This window comes from Streptomyces sp. NPDC020965 (genome assembly GCF_044333555.1).
In the GTDB taxonomy this organism is placed as follows: Bacteria; Actinomycetota; Actinomycetes; order Streptomycetales; family Streptomycetaceae; genus Streptomyces.
The window spans coordinates 42723-60987 of sequence record NZ_JBIRRE010000007.1 but is presented as its reverse complement, the minus strand read 5'-3'; the positions used below and the strand labels follow the sequence as shown (position 1 = coordinate 60987).

At 74.9% G+C, this 18265-nt stretch carries 16 protein-coding genes and 1 pseudogene; 12 read left to right on the top strand and 5 right to left on the bottom strand.

The window, feature by feature from the left end; all coding sequences use genetic code 11:
• Nucleotides 1-20 precede the first annotated feature (20 nt).
• Both ACH4S7_RS21640 and ACH4S7_RS21635 read right to left on the bottom strand, forming a co-directional pair.
• A complete protein-coding gene (locus ACH4S7_RS21640; RefSeq protein ID WP_398522852.1) occupies nt 21-1097 on the bottom strand; it encodes a DUF2637 domain-containing protein in 1077 nt (358 codons plus the stop codon).
• A gap of 260 nt (nt 1098-1357) precedes the next feature.
• On the bottom strand, nt 1358-2203 hold the full coding sequence (locus ACH4S7_RS21635) for a (2Fe-2S)-binding protein (protein ID WP_398522851.1): 846 nt from the start codon (nt 2201-2203) through the stop codon (nt 1358-1360).
• 152 nt (nt 2204-2355) lie between these two features.
• On the opposite strand from ACH4S7_RS21635, the gene ACH4S7_RS21630 reads away from it, so the two are divergent.
• Nucleotides 2356-3186 carry a GntR family transcriptional regulator gene (locus ACH4S7_RS21630; protein WP_398522850.1) on the top strand — a complete coding sequence of 277 codons (831 nt, stop codon included), beginning with the start codon at nt 2356-2358 and terminating at the stop codon, nt 3184-3186.
• A gap of 183 nt (nt 3187-3369) precedes the next feature.
• Here ACH4S7_RS21630 and ACH4S7_RS21625 read toward each other — a convergent pair whose 3' ends face one another.
• The 3 genes from ACH4S7_RS21625 to ACH4S7_RS21615 all read right to left on the bottom strand — a co-directional run bounded on the left by ACH4S7_RS21625 (nt 3370) and on the right by ACH4S7_RS21615 (nt 6182).
• On the bottom strand, nt 3370-3714 hold the full coding sequence (locus tag ACH4S7_RS21625) for a hypothetical protein (RefSeq protein ID WP_398522849.1): 345 nt from the start codon (nt 3712-3714) through the stop codon (nt 3370-3372).
• Between the two features lie 190 nt (nt 3715-3904).
• The gene (locus ACH4S7_RS21620; protein ID WP_398522848.1) at nt 3905-4756 is read right to left on the bottom strand and encodes a hypothetical protein; all 852 of its coding nucleotides are present in this window, start codon (nt 4754-4756) and stop codon (nt 3905-3907) included.
• A 115-nt stretch (nt 4757-4871) separates the two neighbouring features.
• Complete coding sequence (locus ACH4S7_RS21615) at nt 4872-6182, bottom strand: hypothetical protein (RefSeq protein WP_398522847.1); 1311 nt, start codon at nt 6180-6182, stop codon at nt 4872-4874.
• An 89-nt stretch (nt 6183-6271) separates the two neighbouring features.
• On the opposite strand from ACH4S7_RS21615, the gene ACH4S7_RS21610 reads away from it, so the two are divergent.
• The 11 genes and pseudogenes from ACH4S7_RS21610 to ACH4S7_RS21560 all read left to right on the top strand — a co-directional run bounded on the left by ACH4S7_RS21610 (nt 6272) and on the right by ACH4S7_RS21560 (nt 18208).
• On the top strand, nt 6272-7246 hold the full coding sequence (locus ACH4S7_RS21610) for an ABC transporter substrate-binding protein (RefSeq protein WP_398522846.1): 975 nt from the start codon (nt 6272-6274) through the stop codon (nt 7244-7246).
• Entirely contained in the window at nt 7243-8187 is a 945-nt protein-coding gene (locus ACH4S7_RS21605; protein ID WP_398522845.1) for a FecCD family ABC transporter permease, read from the top strand. The genes ACH4S7_RS21610 and ACH4S7_RS21605 overlap by 4 nt, the downstream gene beginning before the upstream one ends.
• Nucleotides 8184-9188 (top strand): FecCD family ABC transporter permease, encoded by a 1005-nt coding sequence (locus ACH4S7_RS21600; RefSeq protein ID WP_398522844.1) that lies wholly within the window; start codon nt 8184-8186, stop codon nt 9186-9188. The genes ACH4S7_RS21605 and ACH4S7_RS21600 overlap by 4 nt, the downstream gene beginning before the upstream one ends.
• Nucleotides 9185-10001, top strand: a pseudogene (locus ACH4S7_RS21595) (ABC transporter ATP-binding protein). Before ACH4S7_RS21600 ends, ACH4S7_RS21595 begins: the two are co-directional and overlap by 4 nt.
• Before the next feature lie 126 nt (nt 10002-10127).
• Nucleotides 10128-10268, top strand: coding sequence for a streptamidine family RiPP (gene amiA / locus ACH4S7_RS21590; protein WP_398522843.1), 141 nt, complete (start codon nt 10128-10130; stop codon nt 10266-10268).
• 166 nt (nt 10269-10434) lie between these two features.
• A complete protein-coding gene (locus ACH4S7_RS21585; RefSeq protein ID WP_398522842.1) occupies nt 10435-11382 on the top strand; it encodes a hypothetical protein in 948 nt (315 codons plus the stop codon).
• A complete protein-coding gene (locus ACH4S7_RS21580; protein WP_398522841.1) occupies nt 11369-13072 on the top strand; it encodes a CocE/NonD family hydrolase in 1704 nt (567 codons plus the stop codon). Before ACH4S7_RS21585 ends, ACH4S7_RS21580 begins: the two co-directional genes overlap by 14 nt.
• Nucleotides 13069-14460, top strand: a complete 1392-nt coding sequence (locus ACH4S7_RS21575) for a YcaO-like family protein (protein ID WP_398522840.1) — start codon at nt 13069-13071, stop codon at nt 14458-14460. Before ACH4S7_RS21580 ends, ACH4S7_RS21575 begins: the two co-directional genes overlap by 4 nt.
• 1179 nt (nt 14461-15639) lie before the next feature.
• Nucleotides 15640-16317, top strand: a complete 678-nt coding sequence (locus tag ACH4S7_RS21570; protein WP_398522839.1) for a hypothetical protein — start codon at nt 15640-15642, stop codon at nt 16315-16317.
• A gap of 14 nt (nt 16318-16331) precedes the next feature.
• Nucleotides 16332-16490: a hypothetical protein gene (locus ACH4S7_RS21565; protein WP_398522838.1), complete on the top strand. Its 159-nt coding sequence runs from the start codon at nt 16332-16334 to the stop codon at nt 16488-16490.
• Nucleotides 16487-18208 carry an ABC transporter ATP-binding protein/permease gene (locus tag ACH4S7_RS21560; protein ID WP_398522837.1) on the top strand — a complete coding sequence of 574 codons (1722 nt, stop codon included), beginning with the start codon at nt 16487-16489 and terminating at the stop codon, nt 18206-18208. Before ACH4S7_RS21565 ends, ACH4S7_RS21560 begins: the two co-directional genes overlap by 4 nt.
• Nucleotides 18209-18265: the final 57 nt, after the last annotated feature.

Here is an 18265-nt window from a genome sequence, read left to right as displayed (position 1 = left end):
GCTTAGCGGCTCGGTCTGGATCAGCCGTACTGCCGCTCCAGATCCTTCAGCTTGCGCTCCAACGAGTCCAGTCGCGGCAGCGTCTGGGTGTCGTCCTCGGCGGTGAGATCGACGGTGATCGGCTCACTGCCGAAGGCCGAGGTCGCGGACGGGAGAGAGGGCCGAGACTGAGGAGGCAGCGGTCCGGTTTCTATGGCAGGCTCCGCGACGGGTTTCGAGCCCTCCGTCAGGGCCTGCGCTCCACCACCACCGCCACCCGCGGAGCCCGAGCTCAGGGCGGGCAGCTCCGGCTCACGGACGACCCGGCCACGGCCCCAGGCGCGGTGCTGCCGGTTGAGCGCCTTGATCCGCGCACGGTCCAGCTTCGCCTGGTCCCGGGTGCGCATCCGGCTCTCCTTCTTCGTCTGACGGTCCTCGCGGACCTCCTCGACGGCCTCGTCCAGCGTGCGGACACCCTCAAGCAGCATCAGCGACCAGGCGTTGAAGGTCTCCCTGGGCGCGCGCAGCCAGCGGACGATCCGGATCTGCGGCAGCGGGCGGGGCACCAGGCCCTGCTCGCGGAGCGCGGCCCGGCGGGTCTGCTTGAGCGCCCGGTCGAAGAGCACGGCGGCCGACAGCGACATGCCGGCGAAGAAGTGCGGGGCACCGGCGTGGTCGATGCCGCGCGGTGCGTGCACCCAGTTGAACCAGGCGGCGGCACCGGCGAAGGTCCACACCAGCAGACGGGAGCCGAGCGCCGCGTCACCGTGACTGGCCTCCCGGACGGCGAGCACCGAGCAGAACATCGCGGCGCCGTCGAGCCCGAACGGGACCAGGTACTCCCAGCCACCGGAGAGGTTCAGGTTCTGCCGGCCGAAGCCGACCAGACCGTGGAAGGAGAGCGCGGCGGCCACCGCGGCGCAGCAGAAGAGGAGGACGTAGGAGGCCGTGGCGTACATGGCCTCTTTGCGCCTGCGGCGGTCCTCGCTGCGCTCCCAGGAGTCCTCGGGCTCGGCCTTGCTGGCGACCTTCTTGCCGCGGGCGACCACCGCGAGCGCGACCAGGACTCCCACGAGCATCACGCCGCCGGGTAGCAGCCAGGTAAGCGATATGTTCATCTTGGTGTCCCTTGCATCTGCATCGCGGTAGGGCTTTTCGGCCGCCATAGTGACCGAAGTCCCGGCGATCCCAGGGGGTTTCGTGGCAAGAGAACGCCAAAGGGGCCATACGGCATACGGACAGGTGGGTTTGACTCGAACTGCCGTATGGGCAGAGAGAGTTGCGTACGATTTATATCACCCGGATGGACGGTGTGACATCCGGAGCGTGACCACGGTCCCCGCCCCGATTGCCCCGACTCCGTCGTCTCCGGTGGATGTCACGCACCCGGCAGGAGTCGCGCCAGCCGATCGGTGTCACCGGTCCGGGGACAGGTGACACAAGTGTCATCGGGCCGAAGTGTATAGAACAGGCAGCAGCTTGCTCGGTCGCGGGTGGGTACCGACTCGCCCTGAGGCCCCGTCAAGACGCGGAAGCCCGGCCTGCCCACGTACGGTGTGGTGGTGCCGGGCAGGAGTTCTTCCAGCTCCGCCATGGCCCGCGCGCCCTCGCCGAGCAGATTCCCGATATGCCAGAGCCCCTCGACCACTTCGTCCGTCGCCATGCTCCAGAGGGCCCGCCGGCCGCGCCGCATCCGGGGGCCGAACCCCTCCAGCAGCGGCCCGATGAGCTCGGCCACCGCGGTGCGCACCTCCGCGCGCAGTGCCTCCTCGTCCGGTACCACCCGGGCGCCGGGCAGTCGGGCGGCGGGATCGCCCGGCAGGCAGGCGAACTCGGTGACGCGGACCGTCATCAGACCGAGCGTCCGCTGGTAGGCGACGTGCTCGGGCGGGACCCTGGGGACCCGGCGACGCAGGAACCAGGGCAGGGTGACCAGCAGGCAGGAGGGCCAGGCATAGCGGTGCAGACCGAAGCCGGCTACGACATTGGGGCGGGCCGGCACGCCGTGGTCGCGCACGATCTGGGCGCTGTCCCAGGCGAGGAAGGCGTCCAGCGCCGGTCCGCCGCGGGCCAGTTCGGCGGCGCCGGCCCAGCCGTCGCCCACGGGCATCCGCTCGCCGGCTCTCAGCTCACGGACGCGCAGGCTCGGGAAGACCTCGGACAGGCGTGTGTAGGAGTCCTCGACGGGCGAGGCCGGAGCGGGCGGCAGCGTGGGGAGTGTCATGCCGGGGACCACCGAATCGCGAGCGCAAAAGGTAAGGCTTACCTTACCTGAAGCGGTCGATGTGGGAAGTGGAGGTCGGGTCCGCCTATCGTGCATCCTGGGCCCGGGGAACGACCGCCGCGGCCCGGGAAGCCCGGCGAAGGAGGACCCGAGTGGAGCAGAACCGAGCGCGGGACCCCGCGGTGCCGCGGCCGCCGTCCGGCCCGTACTCCCCCTCCGGCCCGTATCCCTCGTCCGTCGCGCGCCCGGAGCCGTACGCGCCCGGCCCGCCCAGAGCCCGTACCGCCCAGGGGCGGACCCGGGTGCCCGGACCGGCCCGCGCCGAGCACGCCCCGCACCGGACTCCCCCGGCCCCGGCCCGCACCGTCCAACGGCACTCGGTGCGCGGGCAGATCCTCCAGGCCCTGCGCACCGCCCTCCTCGACGGCGAACTGACCCCCGGCGAGGTCTACTCCGCCCCGGCGCTCGGTGAGCGCTTCGGCGTCTCGGCCACGCCGGTCCGCGAGGCGATGCAGCGGCTGGCCGCCGAGGGCGCGGTCGAGGTCGTGCCCAACCGGGGCTTCCGGGTCACCGTCCGGACCACCCGGGAACTCGCCGAACTCGCCGAGGTGCGCGCCCTGATCGAGGCCCCCGTCCTGCTCCGGCTGGCCCGTACGGTCCCCGCCGCAGCCTGGGCCGAGCTGCGCCCGCTGGCGGCGGCGACGGCGGTGACGGCGGCCGGGGGCGACCGGACGGAGTACGCGGAGGCGGACCGCGCCTTCCACCGCGCGATGCTCTCCCTCTCGGGCAACGACCAACTGGTCGCGATCGCCGAGGACCTCCACCGCCGCTCCCAGTGGCCCCCGCCGGCAGCCGGCGTCGGCCGCGCCGACCTGGTGGCCGATGCGGCCGAACATCTGGCGCTGCTGGACGCGCTGATCGACCAGGACCAGACGGCGGTACGCGCGGTGATCCGCGACCACTTCGCGGCCCCGGACGCCTGAGGGGCTCCCACCACCGGACCAAGAAGCCGAAGAGCACCCCCAGCCGGGGGGCGGGTGGACCGGCACTCAGGGGGGCGCGAGCCCTCTCACTGCCCTGAGTCCCGTGGACGTCCCCGCGGTTCGCCGGCAGGATGGCTCAGCGCCCGGCAGTCTTCTGGGCCCCAGAGCCCGGCAGAGTGCTCGTCACCCGGCCCCGGCGAGGTGGGCGAGGAGCGCGGCCGGGGGGACGACCATGCACACCAGGTGGGTGAGAACCGTACGACGCAGACGGAACAGGCCGAACAAGAGCAGCCCGCCCGCGAGCCAGCCGAAGTAGAGCCCCTCGGCCAGCCGGTTGGTGGCTGCGATCTCCGCCTGCTGGGTCTCATCCGGCGCACCAAAGGTGATCCCCGAGGCGATGACCAGCATGAGGAGCACCCCGCACAGCAGAACGTCCCCCACTCCGATCAACACCGCCACCGGGGCGTCGGCGCGCCGTATGCGCTGGTACCAGCCGGCACCGTCTCCCGTCGTGCCCGTCTCGTGCATGGCGGTCAGCCTGTCTCACACGTGGGCGGCAGGCATGAGTACGGATACTCAGCGCCAAGGGCCTGGGGAAGCCCTGTGCCTCGGCCCCCGCGGGCCCGGGGTGACCCCACGTCCCGATCCCTGGGACGCCCCGTGAGCCAGGCCCCGTTCGCTGATCCGGGCTGATCCGGCCTGATCGGTGGGGCAGGCCCTACGCGGCGGGCTCCGGCTCCGCCGGCGATGGGCCGGGGGCGGCGCCCGGTGTCGTGGGCCGGGACTGGGACGGGCGGGTGTCCGGGTGTGTGGGCTGGGCCGGGAGGGCCAGTTGGCTCGTGAGCCAGACCGGCACCCCGCCCAACAGCCGGAACAGCCTGCCCGCCTCGGCCCGCAGCCGGCTCGCCTCCGGCTCCGGCTCGCAGTCCGCGAGCGCGGCGAGGGCGGGCGCCGTACCGATCAGATAGCCCAGCTCGACCCGGATCCGCAGCGACTCCGAGAACCCGTGCCGCGCCTCCGCCAACTCGCCCTCCCGCAGCGCCAGTCCGGCCTGGTGGCGCCAGGTGAAGGAGAGCAGCAGGGGGTCGTCGTGCGCGATGGCGCCGTCGTGGGCGCGGCGGTAGGCGGCGCGGGCGGCCGGTGGTGAGTCGGCGATGTGCTCGGCGACCAGCCCACGGCGGAAGTCCAGCAGTGGCCGTCCCGGCGAACCGGGGGCGAGCAGCGCCGCCGCCCGCCCGAGCGCGGCCCGGGCCTCGTCGGCCCGGTCCCGTACCCCCAGGAGGGTCGCGGCGTACGCCAGTCTGCCGCGTTCGCCGGCGGCTCCGCCGCGCTCCTCGTCGTCCCGGGCGACGGCCTCCGCCGTGCGCAGCGCGTCCTCCGCGGCCGCCCAGCCGTCGCCGGTGAACAGACAGCGTTCGACCAGCAGTCCGGCCCGTTCCAGTGCCGCGGCGGGCTCCGTCGCGCGATGTGCCAGGAGTGCCGCCGCGTCGGTCCAGCAGCCGCGCGAGCGCAGCCGCCATACCGCGGTCTGGAGGGGATCGTCACCTGCTGTGGTTCCGGAACCAGACATGGCGGTATGCGCCACTACGCCCTCCCCGAGCACGCCATTGAGCTTTGAGTAGATCGCATCTCAGCACGGATGGGCCCGCGGGGCCAAGGGTTCAGGTGAATTAATTCACAAACGGTCATCGGCCGACGGTGTCCCGATGGGCCCCGTCGCCGGGGGAGATCAACGCGAGATGACCGCCCTCGTCGAGCGGGGTGGGGAGGGAGATCGTCGTCGGTGCGGGCGGACCGTACGGGGTGAACAGATGGATCTCGCCATGGCCGCCCCGGGTCACGGCGACCGTGTCGGCGCCGGGTGACGCGGCGATGGCCCGGCGCTGCACCCCGTCCCAGGGAGTGCCGCCGGGGCGCGGGGCGCCGTCCATCGCGGGCAGCGGCAGCCGCTCGGTGACCCGGGGGCCGTCGGGGGTGTCGGAGAGCAGGACGAGTTCGTCGCCGTCGGGGTGGACCCGGGCGTACGCGAGCCGGTTGGCGGCGACCGCGAGCCGGAAGACGAGCCCGGGGCCGAGTGACAGCCGGCCGGTGCGGCCGTTGTCGATCCGGTGCCACCAGGCGTCGTTGGACCACTCCGGCCAGCGCCCGGGGTCGGCCGGTCCGCCGCGCACACAGGACCAGAGCGTCCGCCGCACCGGGTCAAGACGCAGGTAGTAGCCGCGGCCCGGACCGGCCCAGGGGAGCGGTTCGTCGGGGACGAGAAGTGCGCCCTCGCGGTGGGCGCGGTGGACGCCCGACCCCGCCGCAGCGAACAGCCGTCCGGTGACCGGGTCGTAGGCGTCGCCGTGTCCGTCGTCGTCCGGGAGCCGCAGCTCGTGGGCGGGTTCGGCGGGCGGGCAGGACGGCGCGGCGGCCAGCAGATCGGCGTACCGGTACGCGGTGAGCGATCCGGGTTCGCGGTGCCGCAGCACGACCAACGCGTCCTGCGGGCCGGGGGAGTCAAGTGTGCCGCGTGAGTCGGGCGAGCTGTGCGGGCCGGGGGTGCCCGGGCCGCCCGGCAGGATCGTCACGCCCGGCTCACCGCGGCGCGTCCGCACCCGCACCGATCGCCGTCCGGTCACCGCCGCGCGGTCCACGACGGTCAGCAGATCGCTCCACGCCTCGTCGTTCCGCCCGAGGCCGGTGGTGACCGCGAGCAGCCGGCCGGAGGGGTCGGCGGCCAGATGTTCGGCGGGTGTCGCCACCGGAGCGGTCGATTCGACGAGCGGGCGGCCGGCGTCGGGACCGTACGGGTCGAGCACGACCAGCTCCCCCGCCAACTCGTCGACGAAGGCGGTACGGGCCCCGGGCAGGGCCAGGAATCCGGCGTGCTCGGCCAGGTGACGGCCCTCGATCCGGCCCGTCTCGCGCCCGTCCGGGAGGGCCAGGACCCGTATGGAACCGGCCACTTGGTCGGCGACGAGCAGTCGGAGGTCGGGTGTCTTCGTGTCCGGCATGGCGACTCCAGGGGGTGGCTGAAACAAGACCTTATTGGTAATGATTATCATGTGGCTCACTGAGTCGCCGAGCTGAATCGAGAGAATCCATGTCGCGCAGAGCGCTGATGACCGTCCGACGCTGGACCGCCGCCGCGGTGCTGGGAACCCTGCTCGTTGGCTGCGGGGCCACCGACGAGGGAGGGGGAGGGGCGGGTGAGGCGGATGGGAAGACGGACATATCCGTAAAAACCATTACCGCTGCCCGGGAGATCACCGACACCCGCGGCGTCACCGTCTCCACCCCCCGGCCACCCCGCCGCGTCGTCTGCCTGGTCGCCCTCTGCGACGACATGCTGGCCGAGCTGGGCATGACCCCGGTCGCCACCAACTCCCGCCTCCTCGCCCACCCCCGCTTCCTGGGGCCGGCGAAGGCCGCGAAGATCCCCGTCGTCCCCGGCGGGTTCCTGAGCCCCGAGGCGGAGGCGATCCTGTCGTACCGGCCGGATCTCGTCATCGGCCTGAAGGACACCCACGGCAAGCTCGCCCCCGCGCTCCGGGGCGCCACGACCTTCTGGCCCGTACAGCCCGCCCGCTGGCAGGACAGCGTCGGCTACCTCCGCGATCTGGCCGCCCTCACCGGCCGCACCGGTCAGGGCGAGACGGCGGAACGCGCCTTCCGGTCCAAGCTCGCCCGCGCCGAGGGCGAGCGGAGCGGGAAGACCGCCCTCGTCATCTTCGGCAGCGACGAGAACTTCGGCGTCGCCACTCCCGGGAACGACGTCGCCGCCGGACTCCTCCCGAAGATCGCCCACTACCCGTGGCAGAGCCGGGGCGTGGACGGCTCCTACAGCATGGAGGAGATCCTCGCCCGGGACGTGGACGTGCTCTTCGTCGAGACGCTCTCGTTCGGCGGCGCGGACGGCAAGCTCTCCGAGAAGCTGGCCGAGAACCCGCTCTGGTCGCGCATCCCGGCCGTCCGCAGCGGCAGCGTGCACGAGGTCGACTCCGAGGTCTGGGCGAAGGGGCGGGGCACCCGCTCGCTCGGCATCGTCCTCGACGAGGCCACGGCCCGGCTGAGGTGAGTCGTCAACCGATCCTGGTGTGCGGACTGCTGGCGGTGGCGGTCTGCGGCCTCAGCCTCGGCACCCCGTACGTCCCGCTGCCGGAGCTCGCCGGTGACTTCGTCGTCACCGAACTCCGGCTGCCCCGGCTGGTCCTTGCGCTGATCGCCGGAGCCTGTCTCGGCGCGGCCGGGCTCGTCCTCCAGGAGGCGCTGCGCAATCCGCTGGCCGTGCCCGAGATGCTCGGCGTCTCGTCCGGCGCCGCGCTCGGGGTCGCCGCCCCGCTGGTGCTCGCCGTCTCCATACCCCTCGCCGTGCAGCCGCTGCTCGCCATCGGCGGCGCGGCGGCCGGGGGCCTGCTGACCCTGCTCGCGGCCGGATTCGGGCGCGGGCCGACGGCCGTCCTGCTCACCGGGGCCGCCGTCGCCGCCGCGCTCCAGGCCGCCCTGCTGGTGCTGATGGTGCTGGCCGACCAGCTCGACCTCCAGCTCATCTACCGCTATCTGCTGGGCAGTCTCTCCGCGCGGACCTGGGGCGATGTGACCGGGCTCTGGCCGTGGCTCGTCATCGCCGTGCCCGCGCTGGTGTGCTGCGCCCCGGTGCTCTCCGTCCTGCGGCTCGGCGACGACGACGCACGGGCGCTGGGCGTACGGGTGCGTCGCGCCCGGGTCGCCGCCCTGGGCATCTCCGTGCTGCTGATCGCCCCCGTCGTCGCCGTCTGCGGACCCGTCGCCTGGGTCGGCTTCCTCGCGCCGCAGCTCGCCCGGCGGCTGCGTCCCGACGCCGACGCGGTGCGGTGGCTGCCCTGGTCGGCGGCGTGGGGTGCGGTGATCGTCGCCTGTGCGGATCTGCCCGCCCGGCTGGCGCTCGCGCCGATCGAGACCCCGGTGGGGGCGTGGACCGCGCTGCTCGGCGTGCCCGTGGGGGTCGCCCTGCTCAAGTGGAAGGGAGCGCGCCGGTGAGCCGGCTGTGGTGGCTGATACCGCTCGTCCTGCTGGTGGGCTGCGCCGACCTCGTCGCCGGCCGGTCGGTCGGACCGCTGGGGGTGGTGGAGGTGCTGTCCGGGGGCGGTGACCCGCTGGCCCGCCATGTGGTGCTCAACCTCCGGCTGCCCCGGGCGCTGGTGGCGCTGGTCGCGGGCGCGAGCCTGGGGCTGGCCGGCACCGTCCTCCAGTCCGCGCTGCGCAATCCGCTGGCCGGACCCGAGGTCACCGGGGTCACGCCCGGCGCGGTGCTTGGCGCCGTCGCGGCCACCGGGCTCGGCCTCGCCGGCTGGGACTCGCCCGCCGCCGTGGTGGCCGCCGCGTGCGTCGGCGGATTCGCCGGCGCGGGACTGCTCTGGCTGCTGACCGGGCGCGAGCAGGGCGATCCGGCGCGGACGGCGGTGTACGGGGTGCTCGTCTCGGCGGTGCTCTCCGGTCTGACGGCGATGGTGCTGCTGGTGGCGCCCGGTGAACTGGGCAGCGTGGTGCAGTGGCTGGTCGGCTCCACGGAGGGCCGGGTGTGGGAGCACTGGGCCCCGCTCTGGCCCTGGGCGCTGGTCTGGGCGCTGGCCGCGTGGTCGCTCGCCGCCCCGCTGACCCTGCTGCGCTGCGGCGAGGAGCAGGCGGCGGCGGTCGGGTTGCGGACCGGTCGGGCCCGTTCGCTGGCCCTGGTGTGCGCGGTCGCGCTGACGGCGGGCGCGGTCTCGGCCGTGGGGGCGCTGGGATTCGTGGGGCTGCTGGTCCCGCATCTCGCCTTCGCCGTCTTCGGCGCCGACCTGCGGCGGGCGCTGCCCGGCGCCGCCCTCATCGGTGCCTCAGTGGTCTGCGGTGCCGACGCGGCGTCCCAGTGGCTCTCCCGGCTGCTGGCCGAGGCGCTCGACGCCGACCGGCTGAGCGTGCCGACCGGCGCGCTGACGACCTGTGTGGGGGCGGTGCTGCTGCTCGTGGTGGCCCGCCGTTCGGTGAAGGAGGAGACATGATCCAGGTGACGGGGGTGCGGTTCGGCTACCCGGGGCGCCCGGTGCTCAGGGGCGTCGACCTGACGGTGGCGGACGGCGAGCTGGTGGCGCTCGTCGGTCTCAACGGCTGCGGCAAGAGCACCCTGTTGCGGCTCTGTGCCGGACTGCTGAGCCCGGGGGCCGGGCGGGTCCTCCTCGGCGGGGACGACCTCGCCCGCCTCTCGCGCCGGCGGGCGGCCCGCAGGGTCGCGCTGCTGCACCAGTCGGCACCGGGCGTACCGGGCATGACCGTACGTCAACTGGTGCGGCAGGGGCGGTACGCCGACCGGGGGCCGCTCGGGATGCTCCGGGACGGCGACGACGCGGTGTCCCGGCGGGCCATGGCGGACGTGGGGGTCGCCGACTGGGCGGACCGTCCCGTCGACGCGCTGTCGGGGGGTGAGCGACAGCGGGTGCGGCTCGCGATGGCGCTCGCGCAGGACACTCGGGTCCTGCTGCTGGACGAGCCCACCACCTACCTCGATCTGCGCCACCAACTGGAGGTGCTGCGCACGGTCGCGCGGCTGCGGGCGGAGCGGGGGCTGACGGTGGTGATGGTCCTTCACGATCTGGGCCACGCCGCCCGGTTCGCGGACCGGATCGTGGCGTTGCGCGCGGGCGAGGTGGCCGCCGACGGGCCACCGGCCGAGGTCGTCACCCCTGGGCTGCTGGCCGATGTGCTGGGTGTGGTGGGCCGGGTGGGGCGCGATCCGGAGGGCGGCTGGCCCGTCTGTTACCCGGATCACCCGATCCCGGAGCCTCAAGGGCTTGCGGAATGAAAATCATATTCATTAAGGTCGGTGGTGCGACGCCGGGTTGTGGCCGGTGGCGCATGGCACATCCCTTTTCAAGCACATCCCTTTCACCGCATGTCATCGCGGGTCCTCGCGTGACATCGACTTCACGAACGGAGAACGACTCATGGAGCAGCACAAGGTGTTCAGCCCGATCGCCGAGCAGGGTCAGCTCGCGCACCTGTCCGCCACCCACTCCAACGCGCTCGTCGAGAACCCCTTCGACGACGCCGTGATCGCCGACGTCGACACCGACGCCGCGAAGTAGGCACGCGGATCCCGCGGTAACCCACGCCGCGTCGGGCCCGTCCGGAATCGGCTCCCCGGGCGGGCCCTCTCCGTCCCCCTCGTTTCATCCGTCCCCTTCGTTCCATCCGTTTCATCCGTTCCATCCACTGTTCTTCGTCACTCCCGTCCCATGAGGAGCAACTCTCGTGCCCACCGTGCGACTCGCCCCCGGCGTCGCCCTCGTCGCCGTCCCCGGCGGGGGGCTCGCGGTCCGGACCCCCGACGGAGAGTTCCTCCGCGTCGACACAGGAGGCGTGAGCGAGGAGGCACTCCTCGCCCGGCTGAGCGGCACGACCGGCGCCGCTCCGACGCCCGACCCCGGCCCTGAACTCGCCCGACTGACCGCGGCCTTCGCGGCGGCCGGCTATCTGACCTGTACCGACGCCGACGCCGACGCCGATGTCCGTACCGGCGCCGATCGCGGCGCCGATCACGGCACCGGCACCGGCGCCGGGTCGCTCGCCGGACGCCGTGTTCTGCTCATCGGCGACCCCGTGCTCACGGAGCCCCTCGCGCGGTGCGCGCGGGACGGCGGCGCCCGGGTACGGGCCGTGTCGCCGGAGCACCTCACCGCGCTCACCGGCGACGGGCCGCCGACCGCCGCCGTCTGGTGCCTCGACTCACCCGTACCGCCCGGCCTCTGGGACGCGGCCGACCGGCTGCCGGAACGGGGCGTCGCCTGGCTGCGCTGCCACCGGGAGGGCGCACAGACCTGGCTCGAACCGCTGGCCGCCGAACCCGGCGACGTCACATCCGCCGACGTACGGCTGCGGAGGCTCGCGGCGACCCCCGCGTACCGCGAACTCGCCGCCTACTGGGCGGGGTCGCCCACCCCGGACACCGGACCGGGGCACTCGGCCGCTTCGGCGGCGCTGACCGTCGGACTGCTCATGCGGGAGCTGGTCGCCTGGGCGGGCGGCGCGCGCCGCCGCCGTCTGCTCGGCCGGATCGACCTGCGGGATCTGACGGTCACCACCCATCCGGTGCTCCCGGTGCCGACGGTGGCTCCGCACCCGGCCGGTCCCTACGGGCTGGCCCCCGAGTCGCGCCGGGACCGGACGGCGACCGGGGGGACCGTCGATGCCCGCGGGTGAATCCGGCGCGACCGCCCACGGGCGGCGTGCGGGGGCGACCCCGTCGTCCGGTCGCGCCCGGTGCGGCGGCACCTGGCCGATCGTGCGGACCGTCGCCCAGGTGCCCGCCGACGGCGCCCGGCTGGCCACCGAGATCCAACTCCCGGACCGGCGCGGCACCTTCCCCGCTGTCGTCATCCGTACGCCCTACGACTCCCGGCACCACCGCGCCGAGGCGCGCGCCTGGGCCGGGCACGGGTTCGCCGCCGTCGTCCAGGACGTCCGGGGCCGGTACGGCTCCGAAGGCGACTGGCACCCCTACCGATCCGAGGCCGCCGACGGCGCCGCCACCCTGCGCTGGGTCCGCGAACAGGGCTGGTGCGACGGCCGTGTGGTCGCCGCCGGTGCCTCGTACGCGGCGTACTGCGCCCTCGTCGCGGCCGTCGGCGACGACACCACCCCGGCACCCGGGCCCGGCACCCGACCCGACGCGGTCATCGCGGCCGTCCCCGCCATCGGTCCCGCCGAGGTCGCCCGCGAACCCTCCGGGGTGGAACGGCTGCTCGGCCGCGCCGGATGGTGGGCCGCGCACGGCGACCGCCCCGACTCCGACCCGACCGCACTCGACAAGGCACTCACCGAAGACCCCTGGCTGCTGGAACACCTCCCCATCGGCGACCTCCCCGACCGGCTGGGCCGTCGGATGCCCTCCTGGCCCGGCGTCTGGGACGCCTGTCACCGCGACCGGATCGTGCTGCGGGGGGCGACGGCCCGCCCGCCGCTGCTGGCGGTCGGCGGCACCCGTGACCCGTTCGCGGCGGACACCCTGCGCCTGTGGCGCGGCTGGGGCGGCCCGGCGCGGCTACTGCTCGGACCGTGGGGACACGGACTGACCGCAGACCCGGCCCCGGAGGCCCGCCGGGGGCACCGGCTCAACCTCGGCGAGCTGTACATCCGCTGGGCCCGCGCCGCACTGGCCGGCGCCCTGGCGCCGGGCGCGCGGGGTGCGGTCGCACTGGGCGGCAGCGAGCACTGGTTCTCCCCGGCCGGTGAAGGACCCACCACCGGGTGGGAGTTCGGCACCCGTACCGGGCTCCGGCTCCGGCACGGCCAGCACTTCGTCGCCGACCCCGACCGGCCCGTCCGCTCGGACCGACTGGACCTGGACCCCCGCCACACCCCGGACCGCACCGTCCTGCTGACTCCGCCGCTGCCCCGGCCCCTCGACCTCCTCGGTGGCGCGGCGGCGCGGCTCTGCGCCGCCGCCGACACACCCGTCGCCGACTGGTTCGTCCGGCTCACCGCCCTCGATCCGGACGGCCGGGCCGAACCACTCGCCCTCGGCGCCGTACGGAGGGACGATCCGGCCGACGCCTACCACGAGTTCACCGTCCCGCTCGGATATCTCGCACGGCGCATCGGCGCCGGCACCCGGCTGCGGGTCGAGATCGCCGGGCACCACTTCCCGGCGCACGCCCGCAACCCGCACACCGGCGAGAACCCGGTGGCCGCGACCCGGCTGCGGCCGTCGCGCCGGACCGTACGGATGGGCGGCGGGCTGTCGCTCACCACGCGGGGCGCCCTGGACACCGCGGGCGCCCTGGACACCGCGGGCGCCCTGGACACCGCGGGCGCCAGGGGCGCTCAGGACACCGCGGACCGCGCCGCCCGGGTGGCGCCCGTATCCCTCGTACAGGAGATATGCACATGACCGTCGCCCCGCTGACCTACGACTCCCTCGTGGACCCCGTCTGCGGGCTGATCCGCGCCGTGGCCCCCGTGCCCCATCCACCGGGAGCGCCGCCCCGCTACACCGCCCTCACCGCCGATGTCTCCGAGGCGCGGCGCTTCGGGGCCTGGCCCGCCGACCGGGTCTCCCTCGGGACGACGTTCGGCGATCCGGAGGGCGCCCGGGTCGCGGCGATCGCCGAGGCCGTCGAGCGGTACTGCGGCAACCGGCTCCCGCCGCCGGGGGCACCCGGCGCGCCGCGCCGCGCCACCGCCGCCGAACTCCGCGCCGAGGGCGGGACGGTGTACGGGCCGGGTGAGCTGCCGTCCTACGCGGAGTGGCAGTACGAGCGGGCGGGATTCGCCTACCGGCCGCTGACCGCCGACACCCCCGCCCTCTGGGTACGGGCCCGGGAGGGCGCCCCGGATGCGGAGGGGTACGGGGCGGAGTGCTGGGCCCCCGTCGCGCTCACCCATCTCAACTGGCGACAGGGCGCGCTACGGGACCTGCCCCGGACCCACCACCTCAACTACGCCGGCATCGCCACCGGTCAGGGCCTCGCCGACGCGGTGGAGCGCGGGCTGCTCGAAGTCGTGGAGCGGGACGCGCTGGAGCTGTGGTGGCATCTGGACGGCCCGGCGCGGGGCATCGACCCCGCCTCCGTACCCGGGCTCGACCGCGATCTCGAAGGCTGCGGACTGGAGATCAGCCTGGTCGAGATGGAGTCCGAGTTCGCGCCCTGTGTCGCCGCGCTGGCGCACGATCCGGTGCGCGGTGTGTACGCGGCGGGCTTCGCCTGTCGGTACGACCCCGCCGACGCGGCCCGGAAAGCGGTGCTGGAAGCCGTGCACACCTGGGTCTTCACCCAGGGCGCCATCGATGCCGACGGATGGGTGTTCCGCGCGATCGAGGCCGGGATGCTGGCGCGCGGGCTCTACCTCGATCACCGGACCGACCGCCGTTATCTCGACGACTGCGGGCCGGACTTCGGGGCCGTACGCGATCTGGGGGCGCATGTGCAGGTGTGGCTCGACCCTCGGATGGCCCCGTTCGCCCGGCGCTTCACCCGGCCCGCGCTGGGCGTGGTGCCCATCGACGCCGTGGCGCCGGGAAGCCGTGCGCTGCTCGACACCCGGCTCGCCGCCGCCGGGCACCGGGTGATCACCCTCGATCTGACGACCGAGGACGTCGCGGAGACGCCGTTGCGGGTGGCCCGGGTCCTGGTACCGGGCCTGATACCGAACGCACCGGCCGCCTTCGGGTACTTCGGCTCGCCGCGCTTCGGCCGGGCCGCCGTGGAGCGGGGGTGGCGGACGGCACCGCCGCGCGGACCGGCAGATTTCACGCTCGCGCCGCCGCCGCACATGTGAGGGCGGGAGACATGTCGATATCGCCGATCACCCCGCTGCCCACGACGGCCTCGCCGGCGGGTGCGGTACGGGTGCGGGAGGCGCTGGCCAGGGCGCGTTCTACGGAACGGCCGGGCCGGGACTTCCCGGTGCCGACGCCGACGGCCCACCCGGGTGAACCCCTCCCGGTCCCGGCCGCACTGGACCGGCTGCTCCGGCTGACCGTCGCCGGGGGGCGGTTGCGGGGGGTGCCGTCGGCGGGGGCGCTCCATCCGGTGGGGATACGACTGCTGGTGGGTGCGGTGGGTGCGGTGGGTCCGGGCGGGGGCGCGGGTTTGGGCGTACGGCCGGGGGAGTACGCGTACGACCCCCGGACCCACCGCCTCCACCGGTTGGGCCCGGCCCCGGACCCCGTACCGGCCGGGGTGTTCGCGGTCCTGGAGGTGGACGCGCGGCGGACGGTGTCCCACTACGGGCACCGCGGGTGGCCGCTGGTGCTGCTGGACGCGGGGCATGTCATGGGCGGGATGGCGGCTGCGGGGGCGCCCTCGTGGCCGGGTAGCGGTGGGTCTGGTCCCGTACGCCCCGCGGACGGGACCGCGGTCGCCCGGCGGGCCGGGGCGAGTGCCCCGGAGGCCGTACGGGCGGGTAGCGCGCGGTGGGACCGGGTGTCGTCCGGTCCCCATCCGCGCCGGGGCCCGGGGGAGGCGGCCGGTCCGTCCGGGCGGCCCCGGGACGCGTGGTGTGTACCCGTCGCGGTGGTACGGCTCATCGGAGAAGGGGAGCCAGGGGCTTGGACGCCGGACCCGGCGCGCGGGTCCGGGTGGGGGTCGTGCGCGCCGGCCCGGACGCCGGCCCGGGAGCCTGGTCCGCCCGGCGGTACGCCTCGCGATCTCGTCGAGGCGTGGCACGTCCTCTCGGAGCTCTCCGCGGCGGCCTCCGCCAGGGGGAGTTGGCGCCTGTCGGGGCGGTCCGTCGTGCCCGCATCCGTCATCCTGCGCCGTCGCAGCGCCGATCCCGGTCTGCTCGGATCGTCGGCCCGGCCCACGCGGCGCGCGCTCCGGGAAGTGCTCAGGGCCGCCGAGTCGGCGGGCGCCGGTGAGTCAGTGGGGGCCTGCGAATCGGCGGCCGGCGGCGGCCCGCGCTGGTGTCTGGCGGTCGGCGGGGCGGAACCGGGGCTGCTCGTACCGGACGGTGACGATGACGGCCCTGCTGACGGCCCTGACAACGGTGCCGATGATCGTGACCGTGACGGTGACCGTGGCGGTGGCGGTGGCGGTGGCGGTGGCGGTGGCGGTGGCGGTGGCGGTGGCGGTGACGGTGGCGGTGGCGGTGGTCGTGACGGTGGCGGTCGTCGTGACGCTGGCGCCGGTGGTGGTCGTGACGGTGGCGCTGGTGGTGGCCGGGACGGCTCAGGTGGGCCGGGTGGCGGTGACGGCTCGGGTGGGCTGGGTGACCGCGACGGTGGTGGTGGCCGGGACCGCGGCGGTGGCGATGACCGCGGCGGTGGCGATGACCGCGGCGGTGGCGGTGGTCGTGACGGTGGCGCCGGTGGTGGCCTTGACGGCTCGGGTGCCCCGGGTGCCCTGGGTGGCGCTGGTGGTGGCCGGGACGGCTCAGGTGGGCCGGGTGGGCCAAGTGCCCCGGGTGGCGGTGACGGCTCAGGTGGGCCGAGTGACGGTGGCGGTGGCCGGGACGGTTCGGGTGCCCCGGGTGGTTCGGGTCGCGGGTTGCGGTTCCTCGCCACCGGTGAGGTCCTGCCCACCCTCGCCCACTGGGCCGCCGGACAGGGCTGGCTCGCCGGTGCCGGTGCCGTCCTCCTCGCCTACGGCTGCCCGTCCGACGCCACCCCCGCCCGGATACTCCGCGACCACCTGATCGCCGGCCATGGCGTGGGCGCCGCCCAACTCGCCGCCACCCGACTGGGACTGCTCTCCCGGCCGGTCGGCGCCTGGCAGGGCGCCGACCTCGGGGCCGCGCTCGGCGAGCCCCCGGGCCGCGACTGGATCCTGCACGGGCTCGCCATCGGAAGAGAAGAAGTGACCTCATGATGCTCCACCCGGAGCTGCTGCGGGCGGCCCGGATCGCCCGCCGATCCCTCCTCACCGCGACCGCGCTGCTGGGCGCCGTCGCCCTCACCCATCTCGCCCAGGCCGTACTGCTCGCCCTGGCCCTGGCCCGGATCGCGCGCGGTGAGACGGCGGGACTGCCCGCGCTGCTCGGCGCCGTGGTCGCGACCGTCGCCGTCCGGGCGCTGCTCGCCCGCTGGCAGCGGCGGATCGCCGTCGCGGCCGGGTCCGCCGTACGGATCGGACTCCGCGACGAACTCCTCGTCCAACTGGGGCGGACCGGCCCGCCCCGGAGCGCCGGGGCGCGCGCCGGCGCCGTGCGGGCGACCCTCGTGGACGGAGTGGAGGGCGTGGACGCCTATGTGTCGCGCTATCTGCCGCAGGCCCTGATCACCTGCGCCCTGCCGATCCCCCTGCTGATCGCCGTGGGCTTCGTCGCACCCTGGGCCGCTGCCGCACTGGCCCCCGCCCTCCTCCTCGCCCTCTGCGCGCCCCGCTGGTGGGACCGGCTGCTGGCCCGGCGCGGTCAGCAGCACTGGGGCGCGTACGAGGCACTCTCCGCCGACTACCTGGAGGCCCTCCAGGGGATGCCCACACTTCGCGCGACCGGGTCGGTCGGCCGGACCCGGGCGCGGCTGGCGGAGCGCTCGGGCGAACTGCACCGGGCGACCGTCGCCAAGCTGCGGGTCTCGCTCGTGGACACCGGAATCACCGATCTGGCCGTCCAGGGCGGGACGGTGGCCGCCGCCCTGGTGGCCTGCGCCTCCGCCGCGTCCGGTGCGACCACGGCCACCGGCACCTACGTGGTCCTGATGCTGACGTCCGAGTGCTTCCGACCCGTGCGCGACCTGTCCCGCGAATGGCACTCCGGCTATCTGGGCGTCTCGGCCGCCGACGGGATCGCCGCGCTGCGGACGGCGGACGGCGGAGTTCCCGACGACGGCGAGTGGCCCGCCGCCTGGCGGTCCGCCCCCGAAGTCCGCTTCGACCAGGTGGGCTTCACCCACCAGGGAGCCCGGCGGCCCGCGCTCGACGGGGTCGGTTTCACCGCCCCGGCCGGGCTGACCACCGCGATCGTCGGACCCTCCGGCGCCGGCAAGTCGACCCTCCTCGGACTGCTGCTGCGGCAGAGCGACCCCGACACCGGACGCGTCCTCGTGGACGGCGTCCCCACCACCGCGTACAGCCTCGACTCACTGCGGCGCGGAATCGCGGTCGTCTCCCAGGAGACCTATCTCTTCCACGCCTCCGTCGCCGACAACCTGCGGCTCGCACGGCCGGACGCGACGGACGACGCGCTGCACACCGCCGCCCGCGCGGCCGGACTGCACGAGGAGATCCTCCGGCTGCCCGGCGGCTACGCGACCGTGATCGGCGAACGCGGCTCGACCCTCTCCGGCGGCCAACGGCAACGGCTGGCCCTGGCGCGGGCGCTGCTCGCGGACGCGCCCGTCCTGGTGCTGGACGAAGCGACCAGCGCCGTCGACGAACGCCGGGAGGCGGGCATCGTCAAGGAGCTGCTGCGGGCGGCCCACGGCCGCACCTGCCTCGTGGTCGCGCACCGCATCGCCGCCGTCGAGCACGCGGACCGGATCGTCGTGCTCGACGGCGGGCGGGTGGAGGCGGTCGGCGACCACGCCGCCCTACTCGCCGGCGACGGTGTGTACGCACGGCTCGCGGAGGCGGTGAGGGCCGCGTGAACGCGTCCGCCACCGGCGCCCTGCGCGCCCTGCTGCCCGTACTCGCGGCGCACCGGA